Source organism: Pseudomonas sp. St29 (assembly GCF_001547915.1).
Taxonomy (GTDB): domain Bacteria; phylum Pseudomonadota; class Gammaproteobacteria; order Pseudomonadales; family Pseudomonadaceae; genus Aquipseudomonas.
Genome location: NZ_AP014628.1, coordinates 3,451,835 through 3,478,619, shown reverse-complemented (window position 1 = coordinate 3,478,619; position 26,785 = coordinate 3,451,835). Strand labels below are relative to the sequence as shown.

The following is a 26,785-nucleotide window of genomic DNA, read 5'->3' as shown; positions in this document are numbered from 1 at the left end:
GAATTCTCATGTCCATTGCCCACGATCCAATCGTCATTGTCAGCGCCGTCCGCACCCCGATGGGCGGTTTCCAGGGTGAACTCAAGGGCCTCAGCGCCCCGCAACTGGGGGCCGAGGCCATCCGCGCCGCGGTAGAGCGCGCAGGAATCGCCCCGCAAGCGGTGGAGGAAGTGCTGTTCGGTTGCGTGCTGTCCGCCGGCCTTGGCCAGGCCCCGGCGCGCCAGGCGGCCCTGGGCGCCGGCCTGGACAAGGGCACCCGCTGCACCACCCTGAACAAGATGTGCGGCTCCGGCATGGAGGCCACCATCCTGGCCCACGACATGCTGCTGGCCGGCAGCGCCGAGGTGGTGATCGCCGGCGGCATGGAAAGCATGTCCAATGCCCCGTACCTGCTGGACCGCGCCCGCAGCGGCTACCGCATGGGCCATGGCAAGGTGCTCGATCACATGTTCCTCGACGGCCTGGAAGATGCCTACGACAAGGGCCGCCTGATGGGCACCTTTGCCGAGGACTGCGCCGAGGCCAACGGCTTCACCCGCCAGGCCCAGGACGACTTCGCCGTGGCTTCCCTGACCCGCGCCCAGCAGGCGATCAAGGACGGCCTGTTCAAGGACGAGATCGTTCCCCTACACGTGATGATCGGCAAGGAGTCGAAGCTGATCAGCGATGACGAGCAGCCGCCCAAGGCCAAGCTGGACAAGATCGCCACCTTGAAGCCGGCGTTCCGCGACGGTGGTACCGTGACCGCCGCCAACGCCAGCTCGATCTCCGACGGCGCCGCGGCCCTGGTGCTGATGCGCCGTTCCGAAGCCGACAAGCGCGGCCTCAAGCCGCTGGCGGTGATCCACGGGCACGCGGCCTTCGCCGACACCCCGAGCCTGTTCCCGGTGGCCCCGGTGGGCGCCATCGAGCGGCTGCTGAAAAAGACCGGCTGGGCACTGGGCGATGTCGATCTGTTCGAAATCAACGAAGCTTTCGCCGTGGTCAGCCTGGTGACCATGAGCAAGCTGGACATTCCCCACGCCAAGGTCAACGTGCACGGTGGCGCCTGCGCCCTGGGCCATCCGATCGGTGCCTCCGGCGCGCGGATCCTGGTGACCCTGCTCTCTGCCCTGCGCCAGAAGGGCCTCAAGCGTGGCGTGGCCGCGATCTGCATCGGCGGTGGCGAAGCCACGGCCATGGCCGTTGAATGCCTGTAACGAGGAATCCCGATGTTGCCCAATGACGAACAACTGCAGATCAGCGACGCCGCCCGGCAATTTGCCCAGGAGCGTCTGAAGCCCTTTGCCGCCGACTGGGACCGCGAGCACCGCTTTCCCAGGGAGGCCATCGCCGAGATGGCCGAGCTGGGCTTCTTCGGCATGCTGGTGCCCGAGCAGTGGGGCGGCTGCGACACCGGCTACCTGGCCTATGCCATGGCCCTGGAGGAGATCGCCGCCGGTGATGGTGCCTGTTCCACCATCATGAGCGTGCACAACTCGGTGGGCTGCGTGCCGATCCTCAAGTTCGGCAACGACGAGCAGAAAGAGCGTTTCCTCAAGCCCCTGGCCAGCGGCGCCATGCTTGGCGCCTTCGCCCTCACCGAGCCCCAGGCCGGCTCCGACGCCAGCAGCCTGAAAACCCGGGCCCGCCGCGACGGCGACCACTATGTGCTCAACGGCTGCAAGCAGTTCATCACCTCGGGGCAGAACGCCGGGGTGGTGATCGTGTTCGCGGTCACCGACCCGGCGGCCGGCAAGCGCGGCATCAGCGCCTTTATCGTGCCCACCGATGCGCCGGGCTATAAGGTTGCGCGCATCGAGGACAAGCTTGGCCAGCACGCCAGCGACACCTGCCAGATCCTTTTCGAGGATGTGAAGGTGCCGCTGGCCAACCGCCTGGGGGAGGAGGGCGAGGGCTACAAGATCGCCCTGGCCAACCTCGAAGGCGGCCGCGTGGGCATTGCCGCACAATCGGTGGGCATGGCCCGGGCCGCGTTCGAAGCGGCGCGAGACTACGCCCGCGAGCGCGAAACCTTCGGCAAGCCGATCATCGAGCACCAGGCCGTGGCGTTTCGCCTGGCGGACATGGCCACCCAGATCGCCGTGGCGCGGCAAATGGTGCATTACGCCGCGGCCCTGCGCGACAGCGGCAAGCCGGCCCTGGTGGAAGCCTCGATGGCCAAGCTGTTTGCCTCGGAAATGGCCGAGAAGGTCTGCTCGGCGGCATTGCAAACCCTGGGCGGCTATGGCTATTTGAGCGACTTCCCGCTGGAGCGTATCTACCGCGACGTGCGCATCTGCCAGATCTACGAAGGCACCAGCGACATCCAGCGCATGGTCATTTCGCGCAATCTCTGACTTTTTAGCAGGAGCTGATACATGAGCTACGAAACCATCTTGTTGGACATCAAGGACCGGGTCGGTCTGATCACCCTCAACCGTCCCCAGGCGCTGAACGCCCTCAACGCGCAGATCGTCGGCGAGGTGAACCAGGCCCTGGACCGCCTGGAAGCCGACCCGCAGATCGGCTGCATCGTCATCACCGGCTCGAAGAAAGCCTTCGCCGCCGGTGCCGACATCAAGGAAATGGCCGAGCTGACCTACCCGCAGATCTACCTCGACGACCTGTTCAGCGACAGCGACCGCGTGGCCAACCGGCGCAAGCCGATCATCGCCGCGGTCAACGGCTTCGCCCTGGGTGGCGGCTGCGAACTGGCCTTGATGTGCGACTTCATCCTGGCCGGTGACAACGCCAAGTTCGGCCAGCCGGAAATCAACCTCGGCGTGCTGCCGGGCATGGGCGGCACCCAGCGCCTGACCCGCGCCGTGGGCAAGGCCAAGGCCATGGAAATGTGCCTGAGCGGACGCTTTATCGACGCCGTGGAAGCCGAACGCTGCGGCTTGGTCGCGCGCATCGTGCCGGCGGACGAGCTGGTGGAAGAAGCCCTGAGGGTCGCCGCCGTGATCGCCGCAAAATCGATCCCGGTGAGCATGATGATCAAGGAAAGCGTGAACCGCGCCTTCGAAGTCAGCCTGTCCGAAGGCGTGCGCTTCGAACGCCGGGTGTTCCACGCCGCCTTCGCCACCCAGGACCAGAAAGAGGGCATGGCCGCCTTCATCGCCAAGCGTGATCCGCAGTTCAAGGATCAGTAACCGCACAGCCCCCTGTAGGAGCTGGCTTGCCAGCGAAGACGTCCCCGAGAGCAGTGCATGACTCAAGGGCCTCTTCGCCGGCAAGCCGGCTCCTACAGAGGTTTCGCGCAAAACTATCGCAGCCCAGGCTGCTTTTTTTTGCCTCGGCTGCCCCTATGACCTTGGAGAGCACTGTAATCTGGGCCGCTTTTATCAATGATCCCCAACGGCAGCTGAGCAACATGACGCCGATGATCCGGGCCAAAAGGAGAGGGCTGTTCCCATGCACCGCACACTGCTGTTTATCGGCTGCCTGTTGCAGGCCGGCCAGTGGGTTCAGGCCGCGGAGCTGCCGCTGATGGCAGGCCGTTGCTTTGCCGGCCCGGCCACGCCCGTGACGGCCTATCCCCCCGCCAGGAAGGCTCCCGCCATGCCAGTTGAACCTCGTTACCGTGCACCCGTCGCTTCACCCCGATTGCAAACCCTGGATGTGCTCAGCATCGGCATGAGCCTGGACGTCTTTCGCCAGGGGCAGGTTTGGCAGGCGTTGCAACAACAGGGCGTCAGACAACCCGAGGCACGGCAGGTGGGCAGCATCCTGCCCATGGATCCGCAGCTCTATCCCCAGACGGCCGATGACAAGGACATGGCTTATGAAAAGCGCGAAGCGGACGCGCTGGAGCTGGGATTGAGGGACTTCCCCGAGAAGTGGCCGATTCCCACCCTCACGGTGGTTCGAGGCTGGAATCCACAAACCCCGAACCTTCGCTTTACCCCTGAAAGAACGCAAATCAGCCTGTCTGCCATGGTCAATGACATGCGGACACCGGCAGGACTGCATTGGCATCGTATTCGCAACCTTCAGGACGGCGTTGTCTGCAGTGATACTCCCGAAGGCCTGATCGAAAACCTGTTCCAGCTGTTCGAACGCAACCCTGACCTTCCGGCGGTGCTGGTTTACGCCAATGAAGGCTTCAATATGTCGTTCGCACTTTCCGCCAGAAAGGCGCCCTTGATCGGTGGGGCAGGGCCACGCAAACCCGGCGAACTCACCGACTCGATGGTCGCCATGGTCGTAGGCCGCCCCGAGCGGGTCGAGTGGCTGCGTTATTACGCACCTTTCACCAAGGTCAACAAGAACAGGATTGATCCCGAATTCACCGGTTGGGGCTGGCGTAAACCTGGCGTCGAGTTCCAGCCTTCGGCGTTCATCCCGCAACCCTGGACTGAACGCGCCTTTGAACAATGGGACGCCTTGCCGGTGCTGGCCCAGCTCCACCGCCCGGTCAGCGTTTCCCTGCAGCGCCCGGACAACGGCAAACGGTTGGAACGCGATGCCTTGACCGCCCAACTGGCCAGCGCCTGGAAAAAGGCCACTGACACCGTTGCACCTGCTCCGGCTCGGGTGTTCTACGACGGCGGCCTGAGCAGCACACCACTGGGCGAACTGTTGCCGGCCCTCACTGCTGCCCGCAGCTCGCTGGACCTGCGCGACTCCCGGGAGGGTTACGACCTCAGCCAACGCCTGGGCGATACCGGTGCGGCTTCACCGTTCGTGGCCATTGCGCTGGCCGCCATGGCCAGCTACCAGAATGCCGACACCAGCGTGGTCATTCCCCTGCGTCGCCAGGACCAGGCGACGATCATCAGCGTAACGGCGCCAACCCCAGGTAAAAAGCCCCTTGGCAGTCAGCACTTCGAGGTGAGATTACAGCCTTAGGCGGCAGGGCCTCTTCGCCGGCAAGCCGGCTACTACGGGAAACAGCCAAAAAAATCGCAGCCTGGGCTGCGATTTTTTGTTTTCGGCGTCAATGCCTACAGCTGGTAATGCTTCAGCTCGCGGGCAATCAACAGGCGCTGGATCTCGCTGGAGCCTTCGTAGATCTGGGTGATCCGCGCATCGCGGTAGTAGCGCTCCACCGGGTAGTCCTCCAGGTACCCGTAGCCGCCATGGATCTGCATGGCCGAGGAGCAGACCTTCTCGGCCATCTCCGAAGCGAACAGCTTGGCCTGGGAGGCCTCCGACAGGCACGGCTGGCCGGCGCTGCGCAGGCGCGCGGCGTGCAGGATCAGCAGGCGCGCGGCATTGAGCCGGGTGTGCATGTCGGCCAGCAGGTTGGCGATGCTCTGGTGTTCGATGATCGGCTTGTCGAACTGCACCCGTTCCCGGGCGTAGGCCAGGGCCGCTTCAAACGCGGCGCGGGCGATGCCCAGGGCCTGGGCGGCGATGCCGATGCGGCCGCCCTCAAGGTTGGACAGGGCAATGGCCAGGCCCTTGCCCCGTTCGCCCAGCAGGTTGGCTTCGGGGATGGTGCACTGGTTGAGGGTGACCGCGCAGGTGTCGGAGGCGCGAATGCCCATCTTGTGCTCGGTGCGGTCGACGATGAACCCCGGGGTGTCGGTGGGTACCAGGAACGCCGACAGGCCTTTCTTGCCCAGTTCCGGGTCGGTCACCGCAAAGACGATGGCCAGTTGGGCGCGCTTGCCGTTGCTGACGAACTGCTTGGCGCCGTTGATCACCCACTGGCCGTCGCGCAGCTCGGCGCGGGTGCGCAGGTTGTGGGCTTCGGAACCGGCCTGGGGTTCGGTCAGGCAGAAGCAGCCGATGGCTTCGCCGGCGGCCAGGCGCGGTAGCCATTGCTGTTTCTGCTCCTGGCTGCCGTAGTTGAGGATCGGCCCGCAGCCCACCGAGTTGTGGATGCTCATCAAGGCGCCGGTGGCGCCGTCGCCGGCGGAGATTTCCTCCACCGCCAGGGCGTAGGCCACGTAGTCCAGGTAGCTGCCGCCCCATTCCTCGGGGACCACCATGCCCAACAGGCCCAGCTCGCCCATCTTGCGCACCAGGGCGTCGTCGATCCAGCCGGCCTTTTCCCAGGCCTGGGCATGGGGCGCGATCTCGCCACGGGCAAAGTCCCGGGCCATGTCGCGGATCATCACTTGTTCTTCGCTCAGTTCAATGTCGTGCATGGGCTCAGCTCCCGCTGTCGTCGAAACCGCTGAAGAAGCTCGCCACCCGCTGCGCCTCGAGGGCGGCCAGGGTCGGTGGATTCCAGCGGGGGGTCTTGTCTTTGTCGATGATCAGGGCGCGCACGCCCTCCATCAGGTCGCCGCGCTCGAACCACTGGCGGTCCAGGTGCAGCTCCAGGGCGAAGCATTGCTCCAGGCTCAGGTGCCGGCCGCGGCGCAGCATCTCCAGGGTCACGGCCATGGCCAGGGGCGAGCGGCTGTCCAGCAGGTCGGCGGTGGTCGTGGCCCACTCGTGGCTGTCGGCAACCGTGACGCGGCGCAGTTGCTCGACGATGCTCGCCACGTCCGGCAGGGCGAAGAAGTGATCGATGGCCGGGCGCAGGGCTTGCAGCGGCGCGTCGGGCAGGCTCTGTACCGCCAGCTTGGCCAGCAGGCCCTGCAGGTCCTTGAGCGGCGAGTCGCTCCAGTGCAGGCGATCCAGGCGCTGGTGCAGCAGGTCCAGCTTGCCGCTGTCCAGGTGCCAGTCGGCCAGGCCGCAGTACAGCGCATCGGCGGCGCGGATCTGCACGCCGCTGACGCCCAGGTAGATGCCCAGCTCACCGGGTATCCGCGAGAGGAAGTAACTGCCGCCGACATCCGGGAAGTAACCGATGGCCACTTCCGGCATCGCCAGGCGACTGCGCTCGGTGACCACCCGCAGGTCGGCACCTTGCACCAGGCCCATGCCGCCACCGAGAACGAAGCCGTCCATCAGGGCCAGCACCGGCTTGCGGTAATGGTGGATGGTCAGGTCCAGGGCGTATTCCTCGACGAAGAAATCCTCGTGCAGGGTATCGCCGCCCTGATAGCTGTCGTACAGCGAACGGATGTCGCCGCCGGCGCAGAAGGCCTTTTCCCCGGCGCCGCGCAGGACCACCGCGTGGATCAGCGGATCCTGGGCCCAGGCGTTGAGCTGGCGTTGCAAGGTGCGCACCATCGACAGGGTGATGGCGTTGAGTCCGGCGGGGCGGTTGAGGGTCAGGTGACCGATGTGGTTGCGCACCTCCACCAGCACCTCGTCCGAGGTGGCGTCGAGGTCCCGTGTCGTCTGGGATGAAACCTGAGCAGTCATCACTAACTCCCTGCTTTTATTGTTTTTTGTATGAGGCTCGCGCGCGAGCATCGGCGGATCGTAACAGTGCAAATTTGCCGATTACAACCCCGAAAGCTGCAGGTCGACTGTGCATTTTTGCATGACGATAAATACCTGCCGGGCCTTGCAAGACAGCTCTGGGTCAAGGTCTAGAGCCTTGGCGACAGAATCGGCTGTGAAATAGCCGTTATCAGCCGATCCAGGCTGTTTCAGGCGCCCCTTACGACACCAGGGAGGCTTTGGCTGTTGGCATTCTGGCGCTCCGTTGCAGCGTAGACCGCGGCAACCGGAGGTAGCTCGGGCATTGACCGCCGGGCCTGCCCACTCACAACAAGAACTCGACTGCGGTAACCCCGCACCCACTCTCTGCCCCTGTCACAAGTGGGGTCCGACGCCAGCGCCGGACCGCTATAAATCCAAATAATCCGGGACTCTGAAGATGACTAAAAAATGGCTGGCCGTGCCGCTTCTGGCAATCGCGTGCGTTTCCATGGGCGCCAACGCCAAGGAATGGAAGGAACTGCGCTTTGGTGTCAATCCAAGCTATCCGCCCTTTGAATCCAGCACCGCCGACGGCGGCGTACAAGGCTTCGGCGTCGACCTGGGCAACGCCATCTGCGCCGAACTCAAGCTCAAGTGCGTGTGGATCAGCAACGACTTCGACGGCCTGATCCCGGCGCTCAAGGCCGGCAAGTTCGACGCCATCGAATCGTCGATGACCGTCACCGATGCGCGGCGCAAGCAGATCGACTTCAGCGACCGGCTGTATGCCGGGCCGACCGCCATCGTCACCCGCAAGGGCTCGGGTCTTGAGCCCACCGGCGAATCCCTCAAGGGCAAGACCCTGGGCTACATGCAGGGCACCATCCAGGAAACCTACGCCAAGGCCAAGCTGGGCCCGGCGGGGGTCAAGCTGCGGGCCTACCAGAACCAGGACCAGGTCTACGCCGACCTGGTCTACGGCCGCCTGGATGCCTCGATCCAGGACAAGCTGCAGGCGCAGATGAGCTTCCTGGCCTCGCCCCAGGGCGCCGATTTCGAGAACAGCGCCGGGATCAGCGACCCGCTAGTACCGGCGGAGATCGCCATCGGCCTGCGCAAGGACCAGGACGAACTCAAGGCCATGCTCAATGGCGCCATCAAGGCCCTGCATGAGAAGGGCATCTACGCCCAGATCCAGCGCAAGTACTTCGGCGACCTCGACCTCTACAACAACTGATCGCCCCTGGCCGGCCCCGGGACAGACGCGATCCGTCCCGGGGCCGGCCGCGGCGTCTGCAAGGTGATTGGCGTGAATACCTCGACGACTCTCTTCGGCCTCGACCTGACGGTCCTGCAAGGCTATGGCCCGCTGTTGCTGCACGGCACCTGGGTGACCCTGAAACTCTCGGCCCTGGCGCTGCTGGTGAGCATTGCCCTGGGCCTTTTGGGCGCGGCTGCCAAGCTCTCGCCCCTGCGCCTGCTGAACCTGCCGGCGACCTGCTACACCACCCTGATTCGCGGGGTGCCGGACCTGGTGCTGATGCTGCTGATCTTCTACAGCCTGCAAGGCTGGCTCACGGCCCTGACCGAGCTGCTGGACTGGCCCTACATGGAAATCGACCCCTTCGTGGCCGGGATCATCACCCTGGGCTTCATCTATGGCGCCTATTTCACCGAAACCTTTCGCGGGGCGATGCTTAGCGTGCCCCGGGGCCAGCAGGAAGCGGCGGCGGCCTTCGGCCTCGGTCGCTGGCAGCGCTTTCGTTTCGTGGTGTTCCCGCAAATGATGCGCTACGCCTTGCCCAGCCTGGGCAACAACTGGCTGGTGCTGCTCAAGGCCACGGCCCTGGTGTCGATCATCGGTCTTTCGGATCTGGTCAAGGTGGCCCAGGAGGCCGGCAAGAGCACCTTCAACATGCTGGACTTCCTGCTCCTGGCGGCGGCCCTGTACCTGCTGATCACCAGCGCCTCGAACCAGCTGCTGCGCCTGCTGGAACGGCGCTACAACCAAGGCGTGCGAGGGCTGTCGCGATGATCGAGCTGATCCAGGAATACTGGCGTCCCTTTCTGTTCAGTGACGGCGAGAGCCTGACCGGCCTGGCCATGACCCTGTGGCTGCTGGTGGCCAGCCTGGCCATGGGTTTTGTCCTGTCGCTGCCCCTGGCGATCATGCGCGCCTCCCACTGGGCCCTGTTGCGCTGGCCGGTGCAGCTGTTCACCTACGTGTTTCGCGGCACGCCTTTGTATATCCAGCTGCTGATCTGCTACAGCGGGCTGTACGGGATCGCCGCGATTCGCCAGCAACCATTGCTGGAAGCCTTCTTCCGCGATGCCATGAACTGCACCTTGCTGGCCTTCACCCTCAACACCTGTGCCTACACCGTGGAGATCTTCGCCGGCGCCATCCGCAGCATTCCCTATGGCGAGATCGAGGCGGCCCACGCCTATGGCCTCAGTGGCTGGCGCCTGTACCGGCGGCTGATCCTGCCCTCGGCGCTGCGCCGGGCACTGCCGTACTACAGCAACGAAGTGATCCTGATGCTGCACGCGACCTCGGTGGCCTTCACCGCCACCATCCCGGACATCCTCAAGGTGGCCCGGGACGCCAATGCGGCGACCTTCCTGACCTTCCAGGCGTTCGGCCTCGCCGGTCTTCTGTACCTGGGGCTGTCCTTCGGCCTGGTGGCGGCCTTCCGCCTGGCGGAGCGGCGCTGGCTGAGCTTTCTCGGCCCGGCCCATTGAGTGCCTGCCTTCCCATTTATCTGTCCAGAGCGTCGTCGTCCGCCACGGCGCTCCAGGAGTGTTTGATGTACAAGTTGAGCGTTGAAAATCTCTACAAGCGTTTTGGTGACAACGAAGTGCTCAAGGGCGTCTCGTTGAATGCCCGGGCCGGTGACGTGGTGAGCATGATCGGTGCCAGCGGCTCGGGTAAGAGCACCTTGCTGCGCTGTATCAATTTCCTCGAACGGGCCGACGCTGGAACCTTCGTCCTGGATGGCGAGGCCATCCTCACCCGGGATGCCCCCGGCGGCATGCAGGTGGCCAGCCCGGCCCAGTTGCAGCGCCTGCGCACGCGCCTGGCCATGGTGTTCCAGCACTTCAACCTGTGGAGCCACCTGAGCGTGCTGGACAACATCATGCTCGCGCCCTGTCAGGTGCTGGGCAGCAGCCGCAAGGCGGCCGAGGCCAGTGCCCGGGCCTACCTGGACAAGGTCGGCCTGCCACAACGCGTGGCCGAGCAGTACCCGGCGTTTCTTTCCGGTGGCCAGCAGCAGCGGGTGGCGATTGCCCGGGCCCTGGCGGTGGAACCGCAGATCCTGCTGTTCGACGAACCGACCTCGGCCCTGGATCCGGAGCTGGTGGGGGAGGTGCTCAAGGTGATCCAGGCGCTGGCGGAAGAGGGGCGGACCATGCTCATGGTCACCCACGAAATGGGCTTTGCCCGGCAGGTGTCGAGTCAGGTGATGTTCTTGCATCAAGGGCGGGTCGAGGAGCAGGGTGGCGCGAGCATCCTCGACCAGACGCAAAGTGAACGTTTGCAGCAGTTTCTATCCGGCCGTTTGAAGTGAGGGAAGGCATCCATGGCGGACATCCGCGACTTGTCGATCGTGCTTGATCGAATCGACCAGGCGATCATCGAGGTTTTGCGCCACGAAGGGCGCATCACCTACCAGAAACTCTCCGAGCGCGTGCACCTGACCCCCAGGCCGTGCCTGGAGCGGGTACGCAAGCTGGAGCAGCTCGGGGTCATCCGTGGCTACGGGGCGATCCTCGATGAAAAAAAACTCACCCCGGGCCTGTCGCTGCTGGTGCTGGTGGCGCTGTCCAACCAGAGCGGGCGCGCGGCGCAGAAAGCCTTCGAAGCCAAGGTCCGTGCCTGTCCCCAGGTCCTGGAGTGCCGCCTGATCAGCGGCGCCTTCGACTACAGCCTGCGCATGCGCTGCCGCGACATGGAGCACTACCGGGTGCTGACCGAAGTCTGGTTCGACGACCCGGACCTGCACATCGACAAACTGGTCAGCCACCCCGAGCTGGCCATGGTCAAGACCGGCATGGAATAACCCCGTCATCGCCCTGCGTAGGAGCCGGCTTGCCGGCGAATAGGCCTGCAAGCCTGGCCGCGTCGACAAGATCGCCTTCGCTGGCGAGCCAGCTCCTACGCGTCTGTCGTGACATCCACGAACCTTGTCGGCGAACAGGTCCGCAAGACGGAGCAGGTCGATGTGTTCCGGGGCGCGAAATCGGCTGGAGCCGCCCGTGCTTTCAGCCATTTCCTGCTGTGCAAACCCGCCGATCAGCCGGGTTTTGTCCCTGCAAAAAATCACAATGAGGTCCTCTGAAAACTCATTGATTGCGTGCCCCATGCAGACCACTCACAGCGTTTTGATGATTCGCCCGACGCGCTTCTCCTTCAATCAGGACACCGCCGGCAACAACCGTTTTCAACGTCCGGCCGGGGTCGCCGAGGACGTCCAGGCCAAGGCCCTGGAGGAATTCGACGGTTATGTCGCGGCCTTGCGCGAGCAGGGGGTCAGGGTACTGGTGCATGAGGACGGCGCCGCGCCTCACACCCCGGATTCGATCTTTCCCAACAACTGCTGGAGCAGCCACCCCGACGGCACGCTGGTGCTGTACCCGATGCAGGGCCGCAACCGCCGCCTGGAACGCTTCAAGGGCGTGCTGGCCCACCTGCACGAGCAGTATGAGGTGGCCCGCACCCTCGACCTGACGCCTCTGGAGCGGCAGGAGCTGTTCCTCGAAGGCACCGGCAGCATGGTCCTGGATCGCCAGCAGCGGATCTGCTACGCCGGCTATTCGAGCCGTACCCATCACCAGGCCCTGGTGCAATGGGGGGAACAACTGGGCTACGAGCTCTGTGCCTTCCACGCCCGGGACCGCCACGGCGTGCCGATCTACCACACCAACGTGATGATGAGCGTCGGCAGCCGGCTGGCGCTGGCCTGCCTGCTGGCCCTGGACGACGGCGGCGAGCGCGCCGCCTTGCGCCAGCGCCTGGAAGGCAGTGGCAAGCAGCTGCTGCCCTTGACCTGGGCCCAGCTGGAGTCCTTCGCTGGCAATATGCTCGAAGTGCACAACAGTGCCGGCGAGCCGCTGCTGGTGATGTCCCGCAGTGCCTGGCGCTCCCTGGACGCCGAGCAACGCCGGTTGATCGAGCGCCATGTGCAGCCCCTGCCGGTGAACATCGACACCATCGAACGCATCGGCGGCGGCAGCGCCCGCTGCATGCTGGCGGAAATCTACCTGCCTGAACGTCAACCTCAACTGGAGCACTCGCGATGATCGTCCGTCCCGCCACCCCAGCCGACCTGCCGGCCCTGCTGGCCCTGGCCCACAGCGCCGGTGCCGGCCTGACCACCTTGCCGGCCGACGCCGGGCGCTTGCGCTCGCGCCTGCAATGGGCCGAGCGGACCTTCGCCGGGCAGGCCTCCCGGGCCGACGCCGACTACCTGTTCGTGCTGCAGAGCGGGCAGGGCGAAGTGGTCGGCATCTGCGCCCTGGCCGGGGCCGTGGGCCTGCGCGAGCCCTGGTACAACTATCGCCTGGGGCTGTTGGTCGCCGCCTCGAAGAACCTCGGCATCAACCAGCAGTTGCCGACCCTGTTCCTGGGCAACGACATGACCGGCCAGTCGGAGCTGTGCTCACTGTTCCTGCATGCCGATCATCGCCAGGGCTTCAACGGCCGCCTGCTGTCCAAGGCGCGCTTGTTGTTCCTGGCCGAGTTTCGCCAGCACTTTGGCGACAAGGTGATCGCCGAGATGCGCGGCTATTCCGACGAGCAGGGCGTGTCGCCGTTCTGGGAGGGGCTGGGCCGGCACTTCTTCAAGATGAATTTCGCCGAGGCCGACCACCTCACCGGCCTGGGCAACAAGACCTTCATCGCCGAGTTGATGCCCAAGTTCCCGCTGCCCACCTGCCTGTTGCCGGAAGCGGCGCGGGCGGCGATCGGCCGCGTGCACCCCAATACCGAGCCGGCCCTGGGCATGCTCAAGGCCGAAGGCTTTGCCTTCAAGGACTACATCGACATCTTCGATGGCGGGCCCTTGATCGAATGCGCCACCGACGAGATCCGCGCGGTACGCGACAGCCAGGTGCTGCAGCTGTGCATCGGCACGCCGGGGGAACAGGCCGAGCCCTACCTGATTCACAACCGCCAGTTCGCCGACTGCCGGATCAGCGCCGCGCCGGCGCGGGTGGCGGCCGGCGCCCTGATTGTCAGCGCCGAGAGCGCCAAGGCCCTGGGGCTGAGTGCCGGGGCTTCGGTGCGGGCGGTGAGCCTGGCGGTGCCGGCTCGGCAAATGTCCGCGGCCTAGCAGCGCGGTATGGCGAGCGCCGCTACAATGGCGCTCGAATTTTTTGCCGGCGAGGCACCATGGACATCGATCTGGCGCGCACCTTCCTGGAAATCGTCCGCAGCGGCAGCCTGATCGCCGCTGCCGAGCGCCTGCACCTGACCCAGACCGCCATCAGCGCCCGGGTGCAGAACCTGGAAGGCCAGCTCAACTGCAAACTGCTGGTGCGCAACCGCGCCGGGGCCCGGCCCACCGCCGACGGCGAGGCCTTCATCGCCTACGCCAACCAGCTGGTGCAGACCTGGGAGGCGGCCCAGCGCGACCTGCCGCTACTCGACGGTTACCACAACGTGTTGCACATCGGCGGTGAGCCGAGCCTGTGCAACCCGCTGATGCTCAGCTGGGTGCGACGCCTGCGCCAGGCGCTGCCCAACCACGCAGTGCGCACCCAGATCGCCGAAGGCGCCAGCTTGCAGAGACAACTGGAGCTGGGGGTGCTGGATGCGGCGCTGGTGTTCCAGCCGCTGTATTCCCCGGGCTTGCAGGTGGAGCAATTGCTCGAGGAAAAGCTGATCCAGGTGCGCCTGGCGGGGCGGCCGGAGCCCTATGTCTACATCGATTGGGGCGAGGACTTCCGTCGCCAGCATGACGCCGCCTTGCCGGAGCAGGCCAGGGCCGCGGTGGGCTTCAACCTGGGGCCACTGGCCCTGCAGTTCATCCTCGACGCTGGCGGCAGCGGATATTTTCGTACCCGGGTGGTGCAGAGCTACCTGGACAGCGGCGTGCTGGAACGGGTGGAAAAGGCCCCGGAATTCAACTTTCCCACCTACCTGCTGTATGCCCGGGAGCGTGACTCGGCGCAGCTGCAGCAGGCTTTTGCGGTGTTGCGCGAGGTGATCGAACAAGACCACGACTGGTCCCAGCGCTGGTCGCCGATGATCTGAGCCCCGTCCGCCACTGGCAGGCACCTGCGCACAGGAATCGGGGGCTTAGCGGCGCGCCGAAAGAACTTGGCCGATGCTGCGGCGGCGGGCGTGGACTTGGCTGGCATGGATCAGCTGTTCGAGGTCTTCGGGGGTGACATCGAAAAACTCCTCCATCTCGGTCAGGGCCTGCTTCAGGTCTTCGGCGGTGATCGCCAGGCTGTCGCTCGGGGTCGCCGACGGCAGGATGACCGGGGCATCGCTCGGGGCCTTGGGGTAGCGAATCCGCGTCAGGTTGTTGTAGACCAGGGCACTGGCCAGGAGACTGGCCGCCGCCAGCATCACCGGGCCCAGCTCGCGCCAGTCCAGCGCCACGCTGGCCGGATCGGCCAGGACCAGGGTCAGGGCCAGGGCGCCGGCCGGCGGATGCAGGCAACGCAACCAGCACATCAGCACCAGGGCCATGCCCGCTGCCAGGCAGGCGCTGCCCAGGCTGCGCCCCAGCACATGGGCGACCAGCAAGGCCACGACCCCGGCGCACAGGTAACCGCCCAGGATCGACCAGGGCTGGGCCAGGGCTCCGGACGACACGGCAAACAGCAGCACCGCCGAGGCTCCCAGCGGACCGATCAGGTGCAGCGCCACCGGCATGCCGAATACCTGGGCGCAGAGCCAGACACTGAACAGGGTGCCCAGGGCCATGCCGATGGCGGCGCGGCTCCATTCCAGGGGGCGGGTATTGATGGCGGCGGGTTTCCAGCGGGCAAGCATCGGCAATGGGGTCCATGACTAAACGGCGGGCAAAAAGAAGGGCTTGTCTGGATCACCAGAAAGCCCTTGAACGTTCCAACATTTGGGGGAGGAACGGGCACAGTGTGCCGAGCCTTCATGCAACTGACAAATTCATAATAATGCTGGTTTAGTGCATTTATTTTGCTGTTTGACGCCGATAAGCAGCCGGCTGCCACGAGCGGCTTTTGCGGCCGGATAGGCCGCCAGGCTTCTACAGGGTCAGGCGCATGGCGCAGCGGCGTTCCGCAGGCAGGCCGTGCTGCGCTTCATCGGCCAGGACCTGGCGCAGGCGCGGGCTCAGTTGGGCCGGCTGCAGGGTGACAAAGCCCTGGCGCTGATAGAAAGGCTCGTTCCAGGCCAGTTCGCGGAAGGTGCTCAGGGTCAGGGCCGTGAGCTGCCGTTCCAGGGCGAACTCCCGGGCCGCCTGCAACAGGCGCTTGCCAATGCCCTGGCCCTGGTGGCCAGTGGCAACGGAGATTTCCCACACATGCAGCTCGTGGTCGCAGATCTGGGCGTTGAGAAAGGCGCAGCGGGTGCCGTCGGCGGTCACCGCGACCCACACCGGGTGCTGGCGGATGTTGTCTCGCTGGCTCTGGGCATCGGCGACCTCGGCGTCGGCCAGCCAGGCCAGTTGCGGATCACGGCGAAAGAGTTCGGCAGCCGAGGTTTCAATGGCGGGCAGGAAGGCGGCGTCGGCCACCCGCGCCCGGCGGATCTGAATGGTCATGGGCGCGAGTGTAGGGAGCCGCTGGGGGCCGCGCAACGCTTTCAGGGTTGCGTGGCGCCGCGCTTGGGCAGGTGCAGCAGGACGAAGTCGTTCTTGTCGAAACGCCCGCTCAGGGCCGGCGTCAGTCCGGCCAGGGGCGTGCCCTGCAGGCTGGCCAGGTCGCTCTGGTCCAGGATCACCCAGGCCGGGCCGGGGACCTGGGCCAGGGCGTCGGGGGTCTCGGTGAACTGCGGCTGCAGGTCCCGGTCCAGGTTGACCATGAACTTGATCGCCTTGGCGTCCTTGCCCATGCGGTGCAGGACCACCGGTGCCGGGTCGGCCTCGATCAGTTGCATGGCGCCGTGGCTGAAGGCGCGAGTGTCATAGAGACGGTGCTCCACCGGCTCGAAGACCCCGACGTAGCAGGCCCAGACCGCCAGCACCGCGCTGTAGGCCAGGCCCACGGCGCGCCACTGGCGCCGGCACAGCAGCCCCAGGGACAGCGCCTGCAACAGGCCGAGGATCAGCAGCATCGGCGTCAGCGAGTCGAGCTGCTCGGGGAATTTGCGCCGCAGCACCAGCAGGCCGACGATCAGCAGCCCGGGCAGCAGCAGCCAGATGCCCTGGATCGCTGCGCGCAGCCAGGCCATCAGCCGGCCGTGGCTGGCCTGGAACGGATAAGCCGCAATGATCGCCGCCATGGGCAGCATCGGCAGCAGGTAGCGGGCCTTTTTCGCCTGGGGAATCGACAGGCCGATCATCACGATCAGTCCGGCAGCGGTGCACAGGCGCAGCAGTTTCAGGGCCGGTCCCTGCTCCGCGGGGCGACTGAACAGCACCGCGATCCACGCCAGGATCGCCAAGGGGTAGGCCAGGGCGTAGTTGCCCAGCGAGCTGGTGAAGTAATAGAAAACGTCGCTGGAGCCTTCGCTGCCGTCCATGCGTCCCATGAATTGCATGCGGATCACATCGTCGACAAAAGCCTGGCCACCGCTGAGCTTGGCCAGCCACAGCAGCAGGCCGACGCAGGCCACCAGCAGCAACAGCGCGCTGAAACCGACGCCGAACAGCCGCCGCCACTGGCCATTGAGCAGGTAGTAGCTGCACAGCATGCCGGTGGGGATCACCAGGCCGATGGGCCCGCGAATGGCAAAGCCCAGCACCAGCAGCAGGAAGATCCAGCCCAGGTGCCGGCGGGCGCCGAAGTGGTCATGGGCATAGCCCAGGTAGAACACCGCCAGGGACACCGCGGCGAGCATCTGGTCCAGGGACACGGCGCGGGTTTCGCTGATAAAGGTGTTGCTGAGCAACAGCAGGGCGACGCTGAGCAGGGCCCAGGTCCGGGAATAGGGCGCCAACAGGCGATAGATCAGACTGACGATCACGGCCGAGGCGATGGCCGTCGGCAGCCAGGCACTCAGGCTGCTGACCTGCCCCGCAGGCAGCGAGAACAGCCAGACCAGCAGGGTCGAGGCACTGGAGTAGTCCGCATAGGGCTGGCCATAGGTGGTGGGGAAGAACCCCGGCCCATGGCGCAGCATTTCCTTGGCGAACAGCACGAAGCGCGAATCGAAGCCGATGGCCGAATCATGACCGGCGCCGGCGCAGAACAGCAGCAAGGCCAGCAGCCCCAGCCCCAACGATTGCCAGAGAAGTGTGTTCGAAGGGGAGCTGGAGTGCGGGTTCATTCAAGCCTCGGTGGACCACTGCTGATGAGGAATCGGCAGGTTGCGCGATTCACCGCGGCCGATCGGGAAGTAGGTGAAGCCATTGCGCGCCAGGCGTTCGGCGTCGTACAGGTTGCGGCCGTCGAAGATCACCGGCGCCTTGAGGCGCTGTTGGATCAGGTCGAAATCCGGAGCCTTGAACTGCTGCCACTCGGTGCAGATGATCAGGGCGTCGGCGCCGGTGAGTACCGATTCCGGCGTGCCCATGAGCATCAGGCGCGATTCGTCCGGGTACAGACGCTGGGTTTCCTGCATCGCTTCCGGGTCGTAGGCTCGGACTTGCGCGCCGGCGGCGAACAGCGCGTCCAGCAGCACCCGGCTCGGGGCGTCGCGCATGTCGTCGGTGTTGGGTTTGAACGCCAGGCCCCAGAGGGCGAAGGTCTTGCCTTTCAGGTCGCCTTTGTAGAACGCCTTGATGCGCTCGAACAGCTTGTGCTTCTGGCGTTCGTTGATGGCTTCCACCGCTTGCAGCAGGTCGCTGGAGCAATGGGCTTCCTGGGCACTGTGGATCAGGGCGCGCATGTCCTTGGGGAAGCACGAGCCGCCGTAGCCGCAGCCCGGGTAGATGAAGTGGTAGCCGATGCGGGTATCGGCACCGATCCCCAGGCGGACCGATTCGATGTCGGCGCCCAGGTGCTCGGCCAGCTCGGCGATCTGGTTGATGAAGCTGATCTTGGTCGCCAGCATGCAGTTGGCGGCGTACTTGGTCAGCTCGGCGCTGCGCAGGTCCATGAACATGATGCGGTCATGGTTGCGGTTGAACGGTGCGTACAGGTCGCGCATCACGTCGCGCACTTCCTCGCGCTCGCAGCCGATGATGATCCGGTCCGGACGGCGGCAGTCGGTCACCGCCGAGCCTTCCTTGAGGAATTCCGGGTTGGAGACGATATCGAACTGCAGCGGGCGGCCATTGAGGACCTTTTCGATGTGCGCCTTCAAGGTGTCGCCCGTGCCCACCGGTACGGTGGATTTTTCCACCAGGATCACCGGTTGCTCACGGTGGCGTGCTACCGCATCGCCCACCGACAGCACATAGCGCAGGTCCGCCGAGCCGTCTTCGCTGGACGGCGTGCCCACGGCGATGAACAGCACCTGGCCGTGTTGCACCGCGAGTTTCTCGTCGCTGGTGAAGTGCAGGCGCTTGGCTTCGAGGTTTTCCTTGACCAGGCTGGCCAGCCCGGGCTCGAAGATGCTCACGTGTCCCTGTTGTAGCTGCTTGACCTTTTGCTCGTCGATGTCCATGCAGATGACATCATGGCCGACTTCAGCCAACACGGCGGCTTGTACAAGACCGACGTAACCACTTCCAAATACACTGATTTTCATGGGGTATTCCTGGGACTTGTCGCGGGTGCAGATCGAGAGTTGATGGTGATGACCCCGAGGATGACCAAGGCCACCCCGAGGCTTTTGGATAGCGTGAACGGTTCGTTGAACAGCGGCAGGCTGGCGGCCAGCAGGTAGACCAGCGCGTAGCTGATGCTGAGCAGCGAATAGGCCCGGCCCAGCGGCAGGTCGCGCAGCGCCAAAAGCCAGCAGAGCATCGACAGCGCGTAGGCGCCGATGGCCGCGATCACGACTGCCAGGGCGGCCAGATCGACGTTGCCGGCGCTCAAAGCCGACAGCCACTGATCCGGGGCGGGCAGGCGGGTCATGCTCCAGCGCATGCCCAGCTGGGCGCCGCTGACCAGGGCCACGCTGCCCAGGGCGAAGGCAAATCCCTTGGCGCGGCTCATGCGTGGCGACTCAACAGCAGCACGCCGCCAATCACCAGGGCCACGCCGAGCCAGTGGCGACGGTCGATGGGCTCATGAAAGACGAAACGGGCGATCAGGGTAATGAACACGAAATTCAGGCTGAGCATCGGGTAGGCCACGCCGACTTCCATGCGCTGCAGCACCAGCAGCCACACCAGCAGGCCCAGGCCGAGGCTGAACAGGGCCAGCCACAGCCAGCCCGAGCGCAGTTTGTGCAGGGCGCCGGAGGGCTGGTCGCGCCAGCTTTCCACGGCGAACTTCTGTGCCACCTGGCCCAGGCAGGTCAGCCCGCAGGCCAGGAGTAGCAGCAACAGGCTCATGGCTGGCTCTGGGGAATGATGAAGATCACGATATTGCCTTGCTCGTAGCGCTTGGCGTCCTTGGGCAGCAGTTCGACTTCATGCGCCTCGTCGCTGCTCTTGACCCGCATCACCACGCCGATCGAGCCCTGCTTGCGGGCTTGCTCGATCCACGGCTGGACCTGGTTCAGGTCGACCTTGCGCGCGGCGCTGTCTTCGTAGCCCAGGCCGTACTTCACTTCGCCTTCGGTGTTGTACAGGGTCACGTCAGGGCGACCCAGGCGCCAGGCCAGCGCCGAGGCCGCGCCCAGGTCGTTGCTCAGCAGGGCCTTGGCCTGACCCAGTTCGGCCACGTGATCGATGATGAACTGGTCGGGAATCTTGTTGTAGACCACCGAATTGGGCAGCGCCGCCGGGGCCAGCGCCACCAGCAGGAAGCTGCCCAGGGCCGGTGCGGCCCACAGGCTCAGTGGACGCATGGCCTGCAGCAGGTTGCTGAGGATCCAGCCCAGCAGCAGGACATAGACCAGCACCAGGTGTTGCGGCTCGTCCACATACACCGGTTTCTTCATCTGGAAATACACCAGGGCCAGCAGCCCCAGCAGACCGGCCACCAGGTTGAGCACGCCGTTGAATGCCAGCAGCCGGGTCTTGCCGGCGGCCAGGCGGTCCACCAGGGTGTGGCCCATCAGCAAGGCCAGGGGCAGCAGGCACGGCAGGATGTAGGCCGGCAGCTTGCCCTTGCTCAGGCTGAAGAACGCCAGGGGCAGCACCAGCCACAGCAGCAGGAAGCCGCTGCTGTTCAGGCGCCGTTGTTCCCAGGCCTGCTTCAGGCTGGCCGGCAGCAGCAACACCCAAGGCACGCTGAAGCCCACCAGCAACGGCAGGTAATACCACCAGGGTGAAGCGTGCTGGGCGTCTTCGCCGGCAAAGCGCCGGATGTGCTCGTGCCAGAAGAAGAAGCGCCAGTAGTCCGGTTCCTGGGCATGCACCCTCAGGGCCCAGGGCAGGCTGATGAGAATCGCCACCAGCACGCCGAGGCCGCCATAGATCAGCAGCGAGCGCAGGCGCTTCTGCCACAGCGCGTAGGGCAGGGCCACCAGCACCGGCAGCAGCCAGGCGAGAAAGCCCTTGGTCATGAAGCCCATGCCGCAGGCCAGGCCCAGTACCACCCAGGCGCTGATCTGGCCGCGCACGCTGCGGCAGTCGAAGGTGAACCACAGCGCCACCAGGCTCAGGTTGACCCAGAAGGTGAACTGCGGATCGAGGTTGGCGTAGCCGGCCTGCAGCGCGACCACGGTAAAGCTCATGTAGAGCAGGGCGCTGGCCAGGCTCTTGCGCGGATCGTTCCACAGGCGCCGGGCCAGCAGATAGGCCAGGACCACGCTGAGGCCGGTGCTCAGGGCCGAGGCCACGCGCACGCCGAACAGGTTGTCGCCAAACAGCGCCTGGCCGATGGCGATCATCCAGTAGCCGGCCACCGGTTTTTCGAAATAGCGAATGCCCATGAAATGCGGCGACGCCCATTTGCCGGTCAGGAGCATTTCCTGGCTGATCTGCGCGTAGCGGGTTTCATCGGGAATCCACAGGCCGTGGGTGGCCATGGGCAACAGGTAGAACAGACCGAAAGCGATCAACAGCAGCGGCAGGGCCCAACGTCTGATCATGCGCTTTGTACTCCCAGCCAGCCTTCGCGGCCTTCCAGCGTGCCGCGCACGACCTTGCCCGCGGGCAGGCTGGAAAGGTCCGCCGGGAGCATGTCGCCCAAGGGCTGGAAGTGGATGTCGCGCTGCTTGGCACTGGCCAGCAGTTGGCGGAAATCGTTGGCCATGAGAATCCCTTCTACTTCGGCATGCACGGTGTAGACGTTGAGCTTGTCCGGGCTGAACCGGTCGAGGATGTAGCGGTTGAAATCCTTGGCAGCCACCACCGGCCCGACCACTTCGTCGAAGGTCGGCAGGTCCACCGGAATCTGTGGGGCGCCCAGGCTGCCGTCCGCCAGGCGTGGCTGGAACAGGCTCTGGCCGCGGCAATCGCTGTTGTAGCGAAAGCCGAATTGTTGCTTGGCTTCGATGACGCGTTCATCGGCGCGCCAACCGGCGGACGCCGAGCAGCTCACCGCTTGCCCGAGAATATCGTTGAGGCTGTCGACGCCACGGCGGATCTGTTCGATCAGCTGCGCGTCGCTCCAGCGCCCGGTGTTGGCCTGCCAGCCGTGGTGATCCCAGGCGTGCAGGCCGACTTCGTGGCCGGCGGCCAGGGTCTGGCGCATCAAGTGCCCCAGGTCCCGGCCAATGGGTTTACCCGGCCAGGCAGTGCCGGCCAGGAGAATGTCCCAGCCGTACAGGCCCGCGGCATTGGACCGCAGCATTTTCCAGAGGAACTGCGGACGGATCAGGCGCCACAGGTGGCGCCCCATGTTGTCCGGCCCGACGCTGAAGAAGAAGGTGGCCTTGACCCCGGCTTCGTCCAGCGATTCGAGCAGCCGTGGCACCCCCTCCCGGGTGCCGCGGTAGGTATCGACATCAATGCGCAGACCTGCCTGCATCAGCGAGCTTCTTCTTTCGAACGGTCGGCGATTTCCAGCATGGCTTCACGCAGGAAGAAGTCCAGAGTGTTGCCGATGGTTTCGCTCATCTCCACGGTCGGCTCCCAGTTCAGCAGGCGCTTGGCGTTTTCGATGCTGGGCTTGCGGTGCTCCACGTCCTGGTAGCCAGCGCCGTAGAAGGCCTTGCTTTCGACGTCGCGGAAACCGGCGAACGGCGGGAAGTTGCCACGCAGCGGGTGGGCTTCGAACTGACGCAGCAGTTCTTCGCCCAGCTGGCGGATGCTGGCTTCGTTGTCCGGGTTGCCGATGTTGATGATCTGGCCGTTGCAGCAGTCGTTTTCGTTGTCGACGATGCGTGCCAGGGCTTCGATGCCGTCGGCGATGTCAGTGAAGCAGCGCTTCTGCTCGCCACCGTCGAACAGACGGATCGGCGTGCCTTCCACCAGGTTGAGGATCAGCTGGGTGATGGCGCGGGAGCTGCCGATACGGGCCGAGTCCAGGCGGTCCAGGCGCGGGCCCATCCAGTTGAACGGACGGAACAGGGTGAAGTTCAGGCCCTTGGCGCCGTAGGCCCAGATCACCCGGTCCAGCAGCTGCTTGGACACCGAGTAGATCCAGCGTTGCTTGTTGATCGGGCCGACGATCAGGTTGGAGCTGTCTTCGTCGAAGTTCTTGTCCTGGCACATGCCATAGACTTCCGAGGTCGACGGGAAGATCACGCGCTTGTTGTACTTGACGCAGTAGCGAACCAGTTTCAGGTTCTCTTCGAAGTCCAGTTCGAACACGCGCAGCGGGTTGCGGGTGTATTCGATCGGCGTGGCGATGGCCACCAGCGGCAGGACCACGTCGCACTTCTTGATGTGATATTCGATCCACTCGGAGTGGATGCTGATATCGCCTTCGACGAAGTGGAAGTTCGGATGGCTGCGCAGGCGCTCGATGGCGTCGGAGCCGATGTCCAGGCCGTAGACGTCGTACTTGTCGTCACGCAGCAGGCGCTCGGACAGGTGGTTGCCGATAAAGCCGTTGACGCCCAGGATCAGCACGCGGGTGCGGCGTGGCTTGCGGCCGGATTCGGCACCGCGCAGCAGGGAACCGTCCACCAGGCCCAGCTCATTGGCCAGTTGCGGGCCACCCAGGTACAGGCCGTTGGCGTTGCGCTGGCCGGAGGTGATCACCAGCGAGTCTTCGCCACAGGCGATGCGCAGCGGGTCGACGCTGATGACCCGGCCCGGGGCCTGGCCCTCATTGCCCTTGACCACTTCGGCGCTCCAGACGATCAGCTTGTGCTCGCCAACGGCGCAGAAGGCGCCCGGGTACGGTTGGGTCACCGCGCGTACCAGGTTGAACAGCTCTTCGGCAGGGCGCTTCCACTCGATCTTGCCGTCTGCGGCCGTGCGACGACCGTAGTAGCTGGCCTTGGACTCGTCCTGGGCGGTCTCGGTGATCTTGCCCTGGGCCAGTGCCGGCAGGGTGTCGCGCAGCAGGCTGGCGGCGGCGTCACGCAGTTTGTGGTGCAGGGTCAGGGCGGTGTCGTTGCGCTCGATGGCCACGCGTTCCTGGGCAATGATGGCGCCGGCGTCGGCGCGCTTGACCATGCGGTGCAGGGTCACGCCGGTTTCGGTTTCGCCCTTGACCAGCACCCAGTTGGCCGGTGCGCGACCCCGGTAGCGCGGCAGCAGGGAACCGTGCAGGTTGAACGCGCCCTTGCTGGCGGTGGCCAAAAGCGGCTCGCTCAGCAGGTTGCGGTAATAGAAGGAGAACAGGTAGTCGGGGTTGAGCTTGGCGATGCGCTCGATCCACAGCGGGTGGTTGGCATCTTCCGGGGCGTGCACGGCAATGCCTTTGCGGGCGCAGAGCTGGGCCACCGAGCCGTAGAAGGTGTTTTCCTTGGGATCGTCGGCGTGGGTGAACACGGCAGCGATCTCGTAACCTGCGTTGAGCAGGGCTTCGATGCCAGCACAGCCAATATCGTGGTAGGCGAAGACAACAGCTTTATTGCTCATGGCGAAACCTGATCTGTATGAGTGGAAGTTAAACCGTCGACAGTCACAGCGGGGGCCGGGGCCGCGGGCTGGCTGCGCAAGACTTTTTCGATGAAGAAGCGCGGGCGGGCCCGCACGTCGCTGTACATGCGTCCCAGGTATTCACCCAGAAGACCCATGCCGATGAACTGGCCACCGGTGAACACGAACAGCACCGCGAACAGCACGAAGGTGCCATCGCCGGCCCAGGTGGCGCCGAAGATCAGGCGCAGGACAATCAGCATCAGGGCGAACAGGGCGCCGACCCCGGCCATGCCGAAGCCGATGATGCTCAGCAGCCGCAGCGGCGTGGTGGTCATGCAGGTGATCAAGTCGAACATCAGGTTGATCAGGCGCATCGGGCTGTACTTGGAGTCGCCGTGCTCGCGCTCGGCGTGCTCCACCAGCACCTCGGTGGTGTGCCGGGCAAAGCTGTTGGCCAGGATCGGGATGAAGGTGCTGCGCTCGGTGCAGGCCAGCATCGCGTCGATGATGGTCCGGCGATAGGCCCGCAGCATGCAGCCGTAGTCGCTCATGGCCACGCCGGTGGAGCGTTGCACGGCGAGGTTGATCAGTTTCGACGGCCAGCGGCGGAACGCCGAATCCTGGCGGTTGTTGCGCACGGTGCCGACCACGTCGTAGCCGAGCTCGGCCTGGGCCACCAGGCGCGGAATCTCTTCCGGCGGGTTCTGCAGGTCGGCGTCGAGGGTGATGACCACGTCGCCGCGGCATTGCTCGAAACCGGCCATGATCGCCGCGTGCTGGCCGTAGTTGCGGTTGAGAATCACCGCCACCACCGGGCTGCCTTCGCGTTCGGCGGCCTCTTGCAGGATATTCGCCGACTGGTCGCGACTGCCGTCGTCCACCAGGACGATTTCAAACTCGTGCTTGAGTTGGCGGCAGGCCGCTTCGGTGCGGCGCAGCAGCTCGGGCAGGCTCTGTTCTTCGTTGTAGACCGGAATCACGATCGACACGAACTGGATTGGGTAAGGTTTCAAAGGCTTCAGTCCAGGAGGTTTTCAATGGCACCGGCAACCCGTTCGACATCGTCGAGGGTCATGTCCGGAAACAGTGGAATCGAGCATAGCCGCGCCGAATTCCATTCGGTATGGGGCAGGTGCACTTCAGGGAAGCGCTGTCGGTAATAGGTATGCAGGTGCGTCGCGATGAAATGGATGCCGGTGCCGATGTTCTGCTCCTGCAGGCCCTTCATGAAGGCGTCGCGGTCCAGGCCGCAGCGCTCGGCGTCGATGCGCAGGATGAACAGGTGCCAGGCATGCTGTTGCGGGTACTGGGGCAGGTGCAGAGGTTGCACCGGCAGGCCTGCGAGGCGCTCCAGGTAAGCCTTGGCCAGCACTTCGCGCTTGGCGTTGATCTCGTCCAGGCGCTGCAGCTGCACCAGGGCAATGGCGGCGTTCATGTCCGCCAGGTTGTACTTGAAGCCGGGCTCGATGACCTGGGCCTGGGGCTTGCGCCCGTGGGTCAGGCGGTCGTAGGCGTCCACCCCCAGGCCGTGGAACTTGAGCATGCGCACCCGGTTGGCCAGGGCTTCGTCATCGCTGACGAACATCGCGCCCTCGGCGCAGGTCATGTTCTTGATCGCGTGGAAGGAGAAGATCGCCGTGCCCCGGGCGCCGATGGCGCGTCCGCGGTAGGTGGTGCCGGCGGCGTGGGCGGCGTCTTCGATCACCGGGATGCCGTGCCTGTCCGCCAGGGCATACAGCGGATCCAGGTCGAAGGCGGCGCCGGCGTAATGCACCGGAATGATCGCCTTGGTCCGTGGGGTGATGGCCGCTTCAATGCTGGCCGCATCGCTCATCAGGGTGTCGGGATCGACATCGACGAACACCGGGGTTGCCCCCAGCAGGCAGATCATGTTGGCGGTGGAAACCCAGGTCTGGGACGGGGTGATCACTTCGTCGCCAGGACCGATGCCCAGGGCCAGCAGGGTGATGTGCATGGCGCCGGTGGCCGAGGACAGGGCCACGGCATGTCGGGCGCCGACGCGTTCGGCGAACTGTTGTTCCAGTTCCTGGTTTTTCGGGCCGGTGGTGATCCAGCCGGAGCGCAGAACCTGCTCCACTGCAGCTATCTCTTCGTCGCCAATACTCGGACGCGAGAAGGGAAGGAAAGCCTGGTTCATGGTTACCTCGGGTTTAGCTGATGCCGGAAATACGGGGTCTTGCGAGTGAACGGACGGTTCATGGAAAGCGGGGAGGTCATGCAGTCATTGAGGCACATCCAGTCATTGAGCCAGCGGGGCATTCCATGCAGCACATGAGTAAAGACTATGTTTGTGAAAAGTAAATGTGGATCAAGGTGTTATCTTTGCAACCTGAGAAAAAGCTGCACTCGGAGGGCGAGCCGTCGGGGGCTGAGATTAAGCGGAAAAATGTGAAACGAATATGAAAAATAAGGTAAAAGTCCGTTTTTCTGCGAGCCAGACAGCCAGCGTTCAGTTTATGTGCAAGGGCGGCAATCAACTGACTGCGGGCCATAGTTTT

Annotated in this window: 24 protein-coding genes and 1 pseudogene; 12 read left to right on the top strand and 13 right to left on the bottom strand. The window is 64.9% G+C overall.

Annotated features, from left to right (window positions below):
- Nucleotides 1-8 precede the first annotated feature (8 nt).
- The 4 genes and pseudogenes from PST29_RS15540 to PST29_RS15525 all read left to right on the top strand — a co-directional run.
- Complete coding sequence (locus tag PST29_RS15540) at nt 9-1,199, top strand: acetyl-CoA C-acyltransferase (RefSeq protein WP_060843607.1); 1,191 nt, start codon at nt 9-11, stop codon at nt 1,197-1,199.
- Between the two features lie 12 nt (nt 1,200-1,211).
- The gene (locus tag PST29_RS15535; protein WP_060839327.1) at nt 1,212-2,339 is read left to right on the top strand and encodes an acyl-CoA dehydrogenase; all 1,128 of its coding nucleotides are present in this window, start codon (nt 1,212-1,214) and stop codon (nt 2,337-2,339) included.
- Between the two features lie 21 nt (nt 2,340-2,360).
- Entirely contained in the window at nt 2,361-3,134 is a 774-nt protein-coding gene (locus PST29_RS15530) for an enoyl-CoA hydratase (RefSeq protein ID WP_060839326.1), read from the top strand.
- Nucleotides 3,135-3,396: 262 nt separating this feature from the next.
- Nucleotides 3,397-4,830, top strand: a pseudogene (locus PST29_RS15525) (type VI lipase adapter Tla3 domain-containing protein); the annotation flags it as partial.
- A 98-nt stretch (nt 4,831-4,928) separates the two neighbouring features.
- On the opposite strand, the gene PST29_RS15520 reads toward PST29_RS15525, so the two are convergent.
- Both PST29_RS15520 and PST29_RS15515 read right to left on the bottom strand, forming a co-directional pair.
- Nucleotides 4,929-6,080 (bottom strand): acyl-CoA dehydrogenase family protein, encoded by a 1,152-nt coding sequence (locus PST29_RS15520; protein WP_060839324.1) that lies wholly within the window; start codon nt 6,078-6,080, stop codon nt 4,929-4,931.
- Between the two features lie 4 nt (nt 6,081-6,084).
- Nucleotides 6,085-7,191, bottom strand: coding sequence for an enoyl-CoA hydratase/isomerase family protein (locus PST29_RS15515; RefSeq protein ID WP_060843606.1), 1,107 nt, complete (start codon nt 7,189-7,191; stop codon nt 6,085-6,087).
- A gap of 460 nt (nt 7,192-7,651) precedes the next feature.
- Here PST29_RS15515 and PST29_RS15510 point away from each other — a divergent pair, with 460 nt between their 5' ends.
- From PST29_RS15510 to PST29_RS15475, 8 genes are all read left to right on the top strand, one after another.
- Nucleotides 7,652-8,431, top strand: coding sequence for a transporter substrate-binding domain-containing protein (locus PST29_RS15510; RefSeq protein ID WP_060843605.1), 780 nt, complete (start codon nt 7,652-7,654; stop codon nt 8,429-8,431).
- 72 nt (nt 8,432-8,503) lie between these two features.
- Nucleotides 8,504-9,229, top strand: a complete 726-nt coding sequence (locus tag PST29_RS15505; protein WP_060843604.1) for an ABC transporter permease — start codon at nt 8,504-8,506, stop codon at nt 9,227-9,229.
- Complete coding sequence (locus PST29_RS15500) at nt 9,226-9,936, top strand: ABC transporter permease (RefSeq protein ID WP_060839320.1); 711 nt, start codon at nt 9,226-9,228, stop codon at nt 9,934-9,936. Before PST29_RS15505 ends, PST29_RS15500 begins: the two co-directional genes overlap by 4 nt.
- A 65-nt stretch (nt 9,937-10,001) precedes the next feature.
- Nucleotides 10,002-10,763: an ABC transporter ATP-binding protein gene (locus PST29_RS15495; RefSeq protein ID WP_060843603.1), complete on the top strand. Its 762-nt coding sequence runs from the start codon at nt 10,002-10,004 to the stop codon at nt 10,761-10,763.
- Nucleotides 10,764-10,775: 12 nt separating this feature from the next.
- The gene (locus PST29_RS15490) at nt 10,776-11,255 is read left to right on the top strand and encodes an Lrp/AsnC family transcriptional regulator (protein WP_011061344.1); all 480 of its coding nucleotides are present in this window, start codon (nt 10,776-10,778) and stop codon (nt 11,253-11,255) included.
- 301 nt (nt 11,256-11,556) lie between these two features.
- Nucleotides 11,557-12,495, top strand: a complete 939-nt coding sequence (gene ctlX / locus PST29_RS15485) for a citrulline utilization hydrolase CtlX (RefSeq protein WP_060839318.1) — start codon at nt 11,557-11,559, stop codon at nt 12,493-12,495.
- Nucleotides 12,492-13,526 carry an arginine N-succinyltransferase gene (gene astA, locus PST29_RS15480; protein WP_060843602.1) on the top strand — a complete coding sequence of 345 codons (1,035 nt, stop codon included), beginning with the start codon at nt 12,492-12,494 and terminating at the stop codon, nt 13,524-13,526. Before ctlX ends, astA begins: the two co-directional genes overlap by 4 nt.
- Nucleotides 13,527-13,585: 59 nt before the next feature.
- Entirely contained in the window at nt 13,586-14,449 is an 864-nt protein-coding gene (locus tag PST29_RS15475; RefSeq protein WP_060839316.1) for a LysR family transcriptional regulator, read from the top strand.
- A 45-nt stretch (nt 14,450-14,494) separates the two neighbouring features.
- Here PST29_RS15475 and PST29_RS15470 read toward each other — a convergent pair whose 3' ends face one another.
- The 11 genes from PST29_RS15470 to arnB form a co-directional block, all read right to left on the bottom strand.
- Complete coding sequence (locus tag PST29_RS15470; protein ID WP_060843601.1) at nt 14,495-15,199, bottom strand: HPP family protein; 705 nt, start codon at nt 15,197-15,199, stop codon at nt 14,495-14,497.
- A gap of 232 nt (nt 15,200-15,431) precedes the next feature.
- A complete protein-coding gene (locus tag PST29_RS15465; RefSeq protein ID WP_060843600.1) occupies nt 15,432-15,947 on the bottom strand; it encodes a GNAT family N-acetyltransferase in 516 nt (171 codons plus the stop codon).
- A gap of 41 nt (nt 15,948-15,988) precedes the next feature.
- Nucleotides 15,989-17,614 (bottom strand): ArnT family glycosyltransferase, encoded by a 1,626-nt coding sequence (locus tag PST29_RS15460; protein WP_060843599.1) that lies wholly within the window; start codon nt 17,612-17,614, stop codon nt 15,989-15,991.
- Nucleotides 17,615-18,979, bottom strand: coding sequence for a UDP-glucose dehydrogenase family protein (locus PST29_RS15455; protein ID WP_060839312.1), 1,365 nt, complete (start codon nt 18,977-18,979; stop codon nt 17,615-17,617).
- Nucleotides 18,976-19,389 carry a 4-amino-4-deoxy-L-arabinose-phosphoundecaprenol flippase subunit ArnF gene (gene arnF, locus PST29_RS15450; protein ID WP_060839311.1) on the bottom strand — a complete coding sequence of 138 codons (414 nt, stop codon included), beginning with the start codon at nt 19,387-19,389 and terminating at the stop codon, nt 18,976-18,978. Before arnF ends, PST29_RS15455 begins: the two co-directional genes overlap by 4 nt.
- Entirely contained in the window at nt 19,386-19,730 is a 345-nt protein-coding gene (arnE, locus tag PST29_RS15445; RefSeq protein WP_060839310.1) for a 4-amino-4-deoxy-L-arabinose-phosphoundecaprenol flippase subunit ArnE, read from the bottom strand. The genes arnF and arnE overlap by 4 nt, the downstream gene beginning before the upstream one ends.
- Nucleotides 19,727-21,376, bottom strand: coding sequence for a lipid IV(A) 4-amino-4-deoxy-L-arabinosyltransferase (arnT, locus tag PST29_RS15440; protein ID WP_060843598.1), 1,650 nt, complete (start codon nt 21,374-21,376; stop codon nt 19,727-19,729). Before arnT ends, arnE begins: the two co-directional genes overlap by 4 nt.
- Entirely contained in the window at nt 21,373-22,257 is an 885-nt protein-coding gene (gene arnD / locus PST29_RS15435; RefSeq protein ID WP_060839308.1) for a 4-deoxy-4-formamido-L-arabinose-phosphoundecaprenol deformylase, read from the bottom strand. Before arnD ends, arnT begins: the two co-directional genes overlap by 4 nt.
- Nucleotides 22,257-24,263: a bifunctional UDP-4-amino-4-deoxy-L-arabinose formyltransferase/UDP-glucuronic acid oxidase ArnA gene (gene arnA / locus PST29_RS15430; protein ID WP_060843597.1), complete on the bottom strand. Its 2,007-nt coding sequence runs from the start codon at nt 24,261-24,263 to the stop codon at nt 22,257-22,259. Before arnA ends, arnD begins: the two co-directional genes overlap by 1 nt.
- Nucleotides 24,260-25,279: an undecaprenyl-phosphate 4-deoxy-4-formamido-L-arabinose transferase gene (gene arnC, locus PST29_RS15425; RefSeq protein ID WP_060839306.1), complete on the bottom strand. Its 1,020-nt coding sequence runs from the start codon at nt 25,277-25,279 to the stop codon at nt 24,260-24,262. Before arnC ends, arnA begins: the two co-directional genes overlap by 4 nt.
- 5 nt (nt 25,280-25,284) lie before the next feature.
- Complete coding sequence (gene arnB, locus PST29_RS15420) at nt 25,285-26,424, bottom strand: UDP-4-amino-4-deoxy-L-arabinose aminotransferase (RefSeq protein ID WP_060843596.1); 1,140 nt, start codon at nt 26,422-26,424, stop codon at nt 25,285-25,287.
- Nucleotides 26,425-26,785 lie beyond the last annotated feature (361 nt).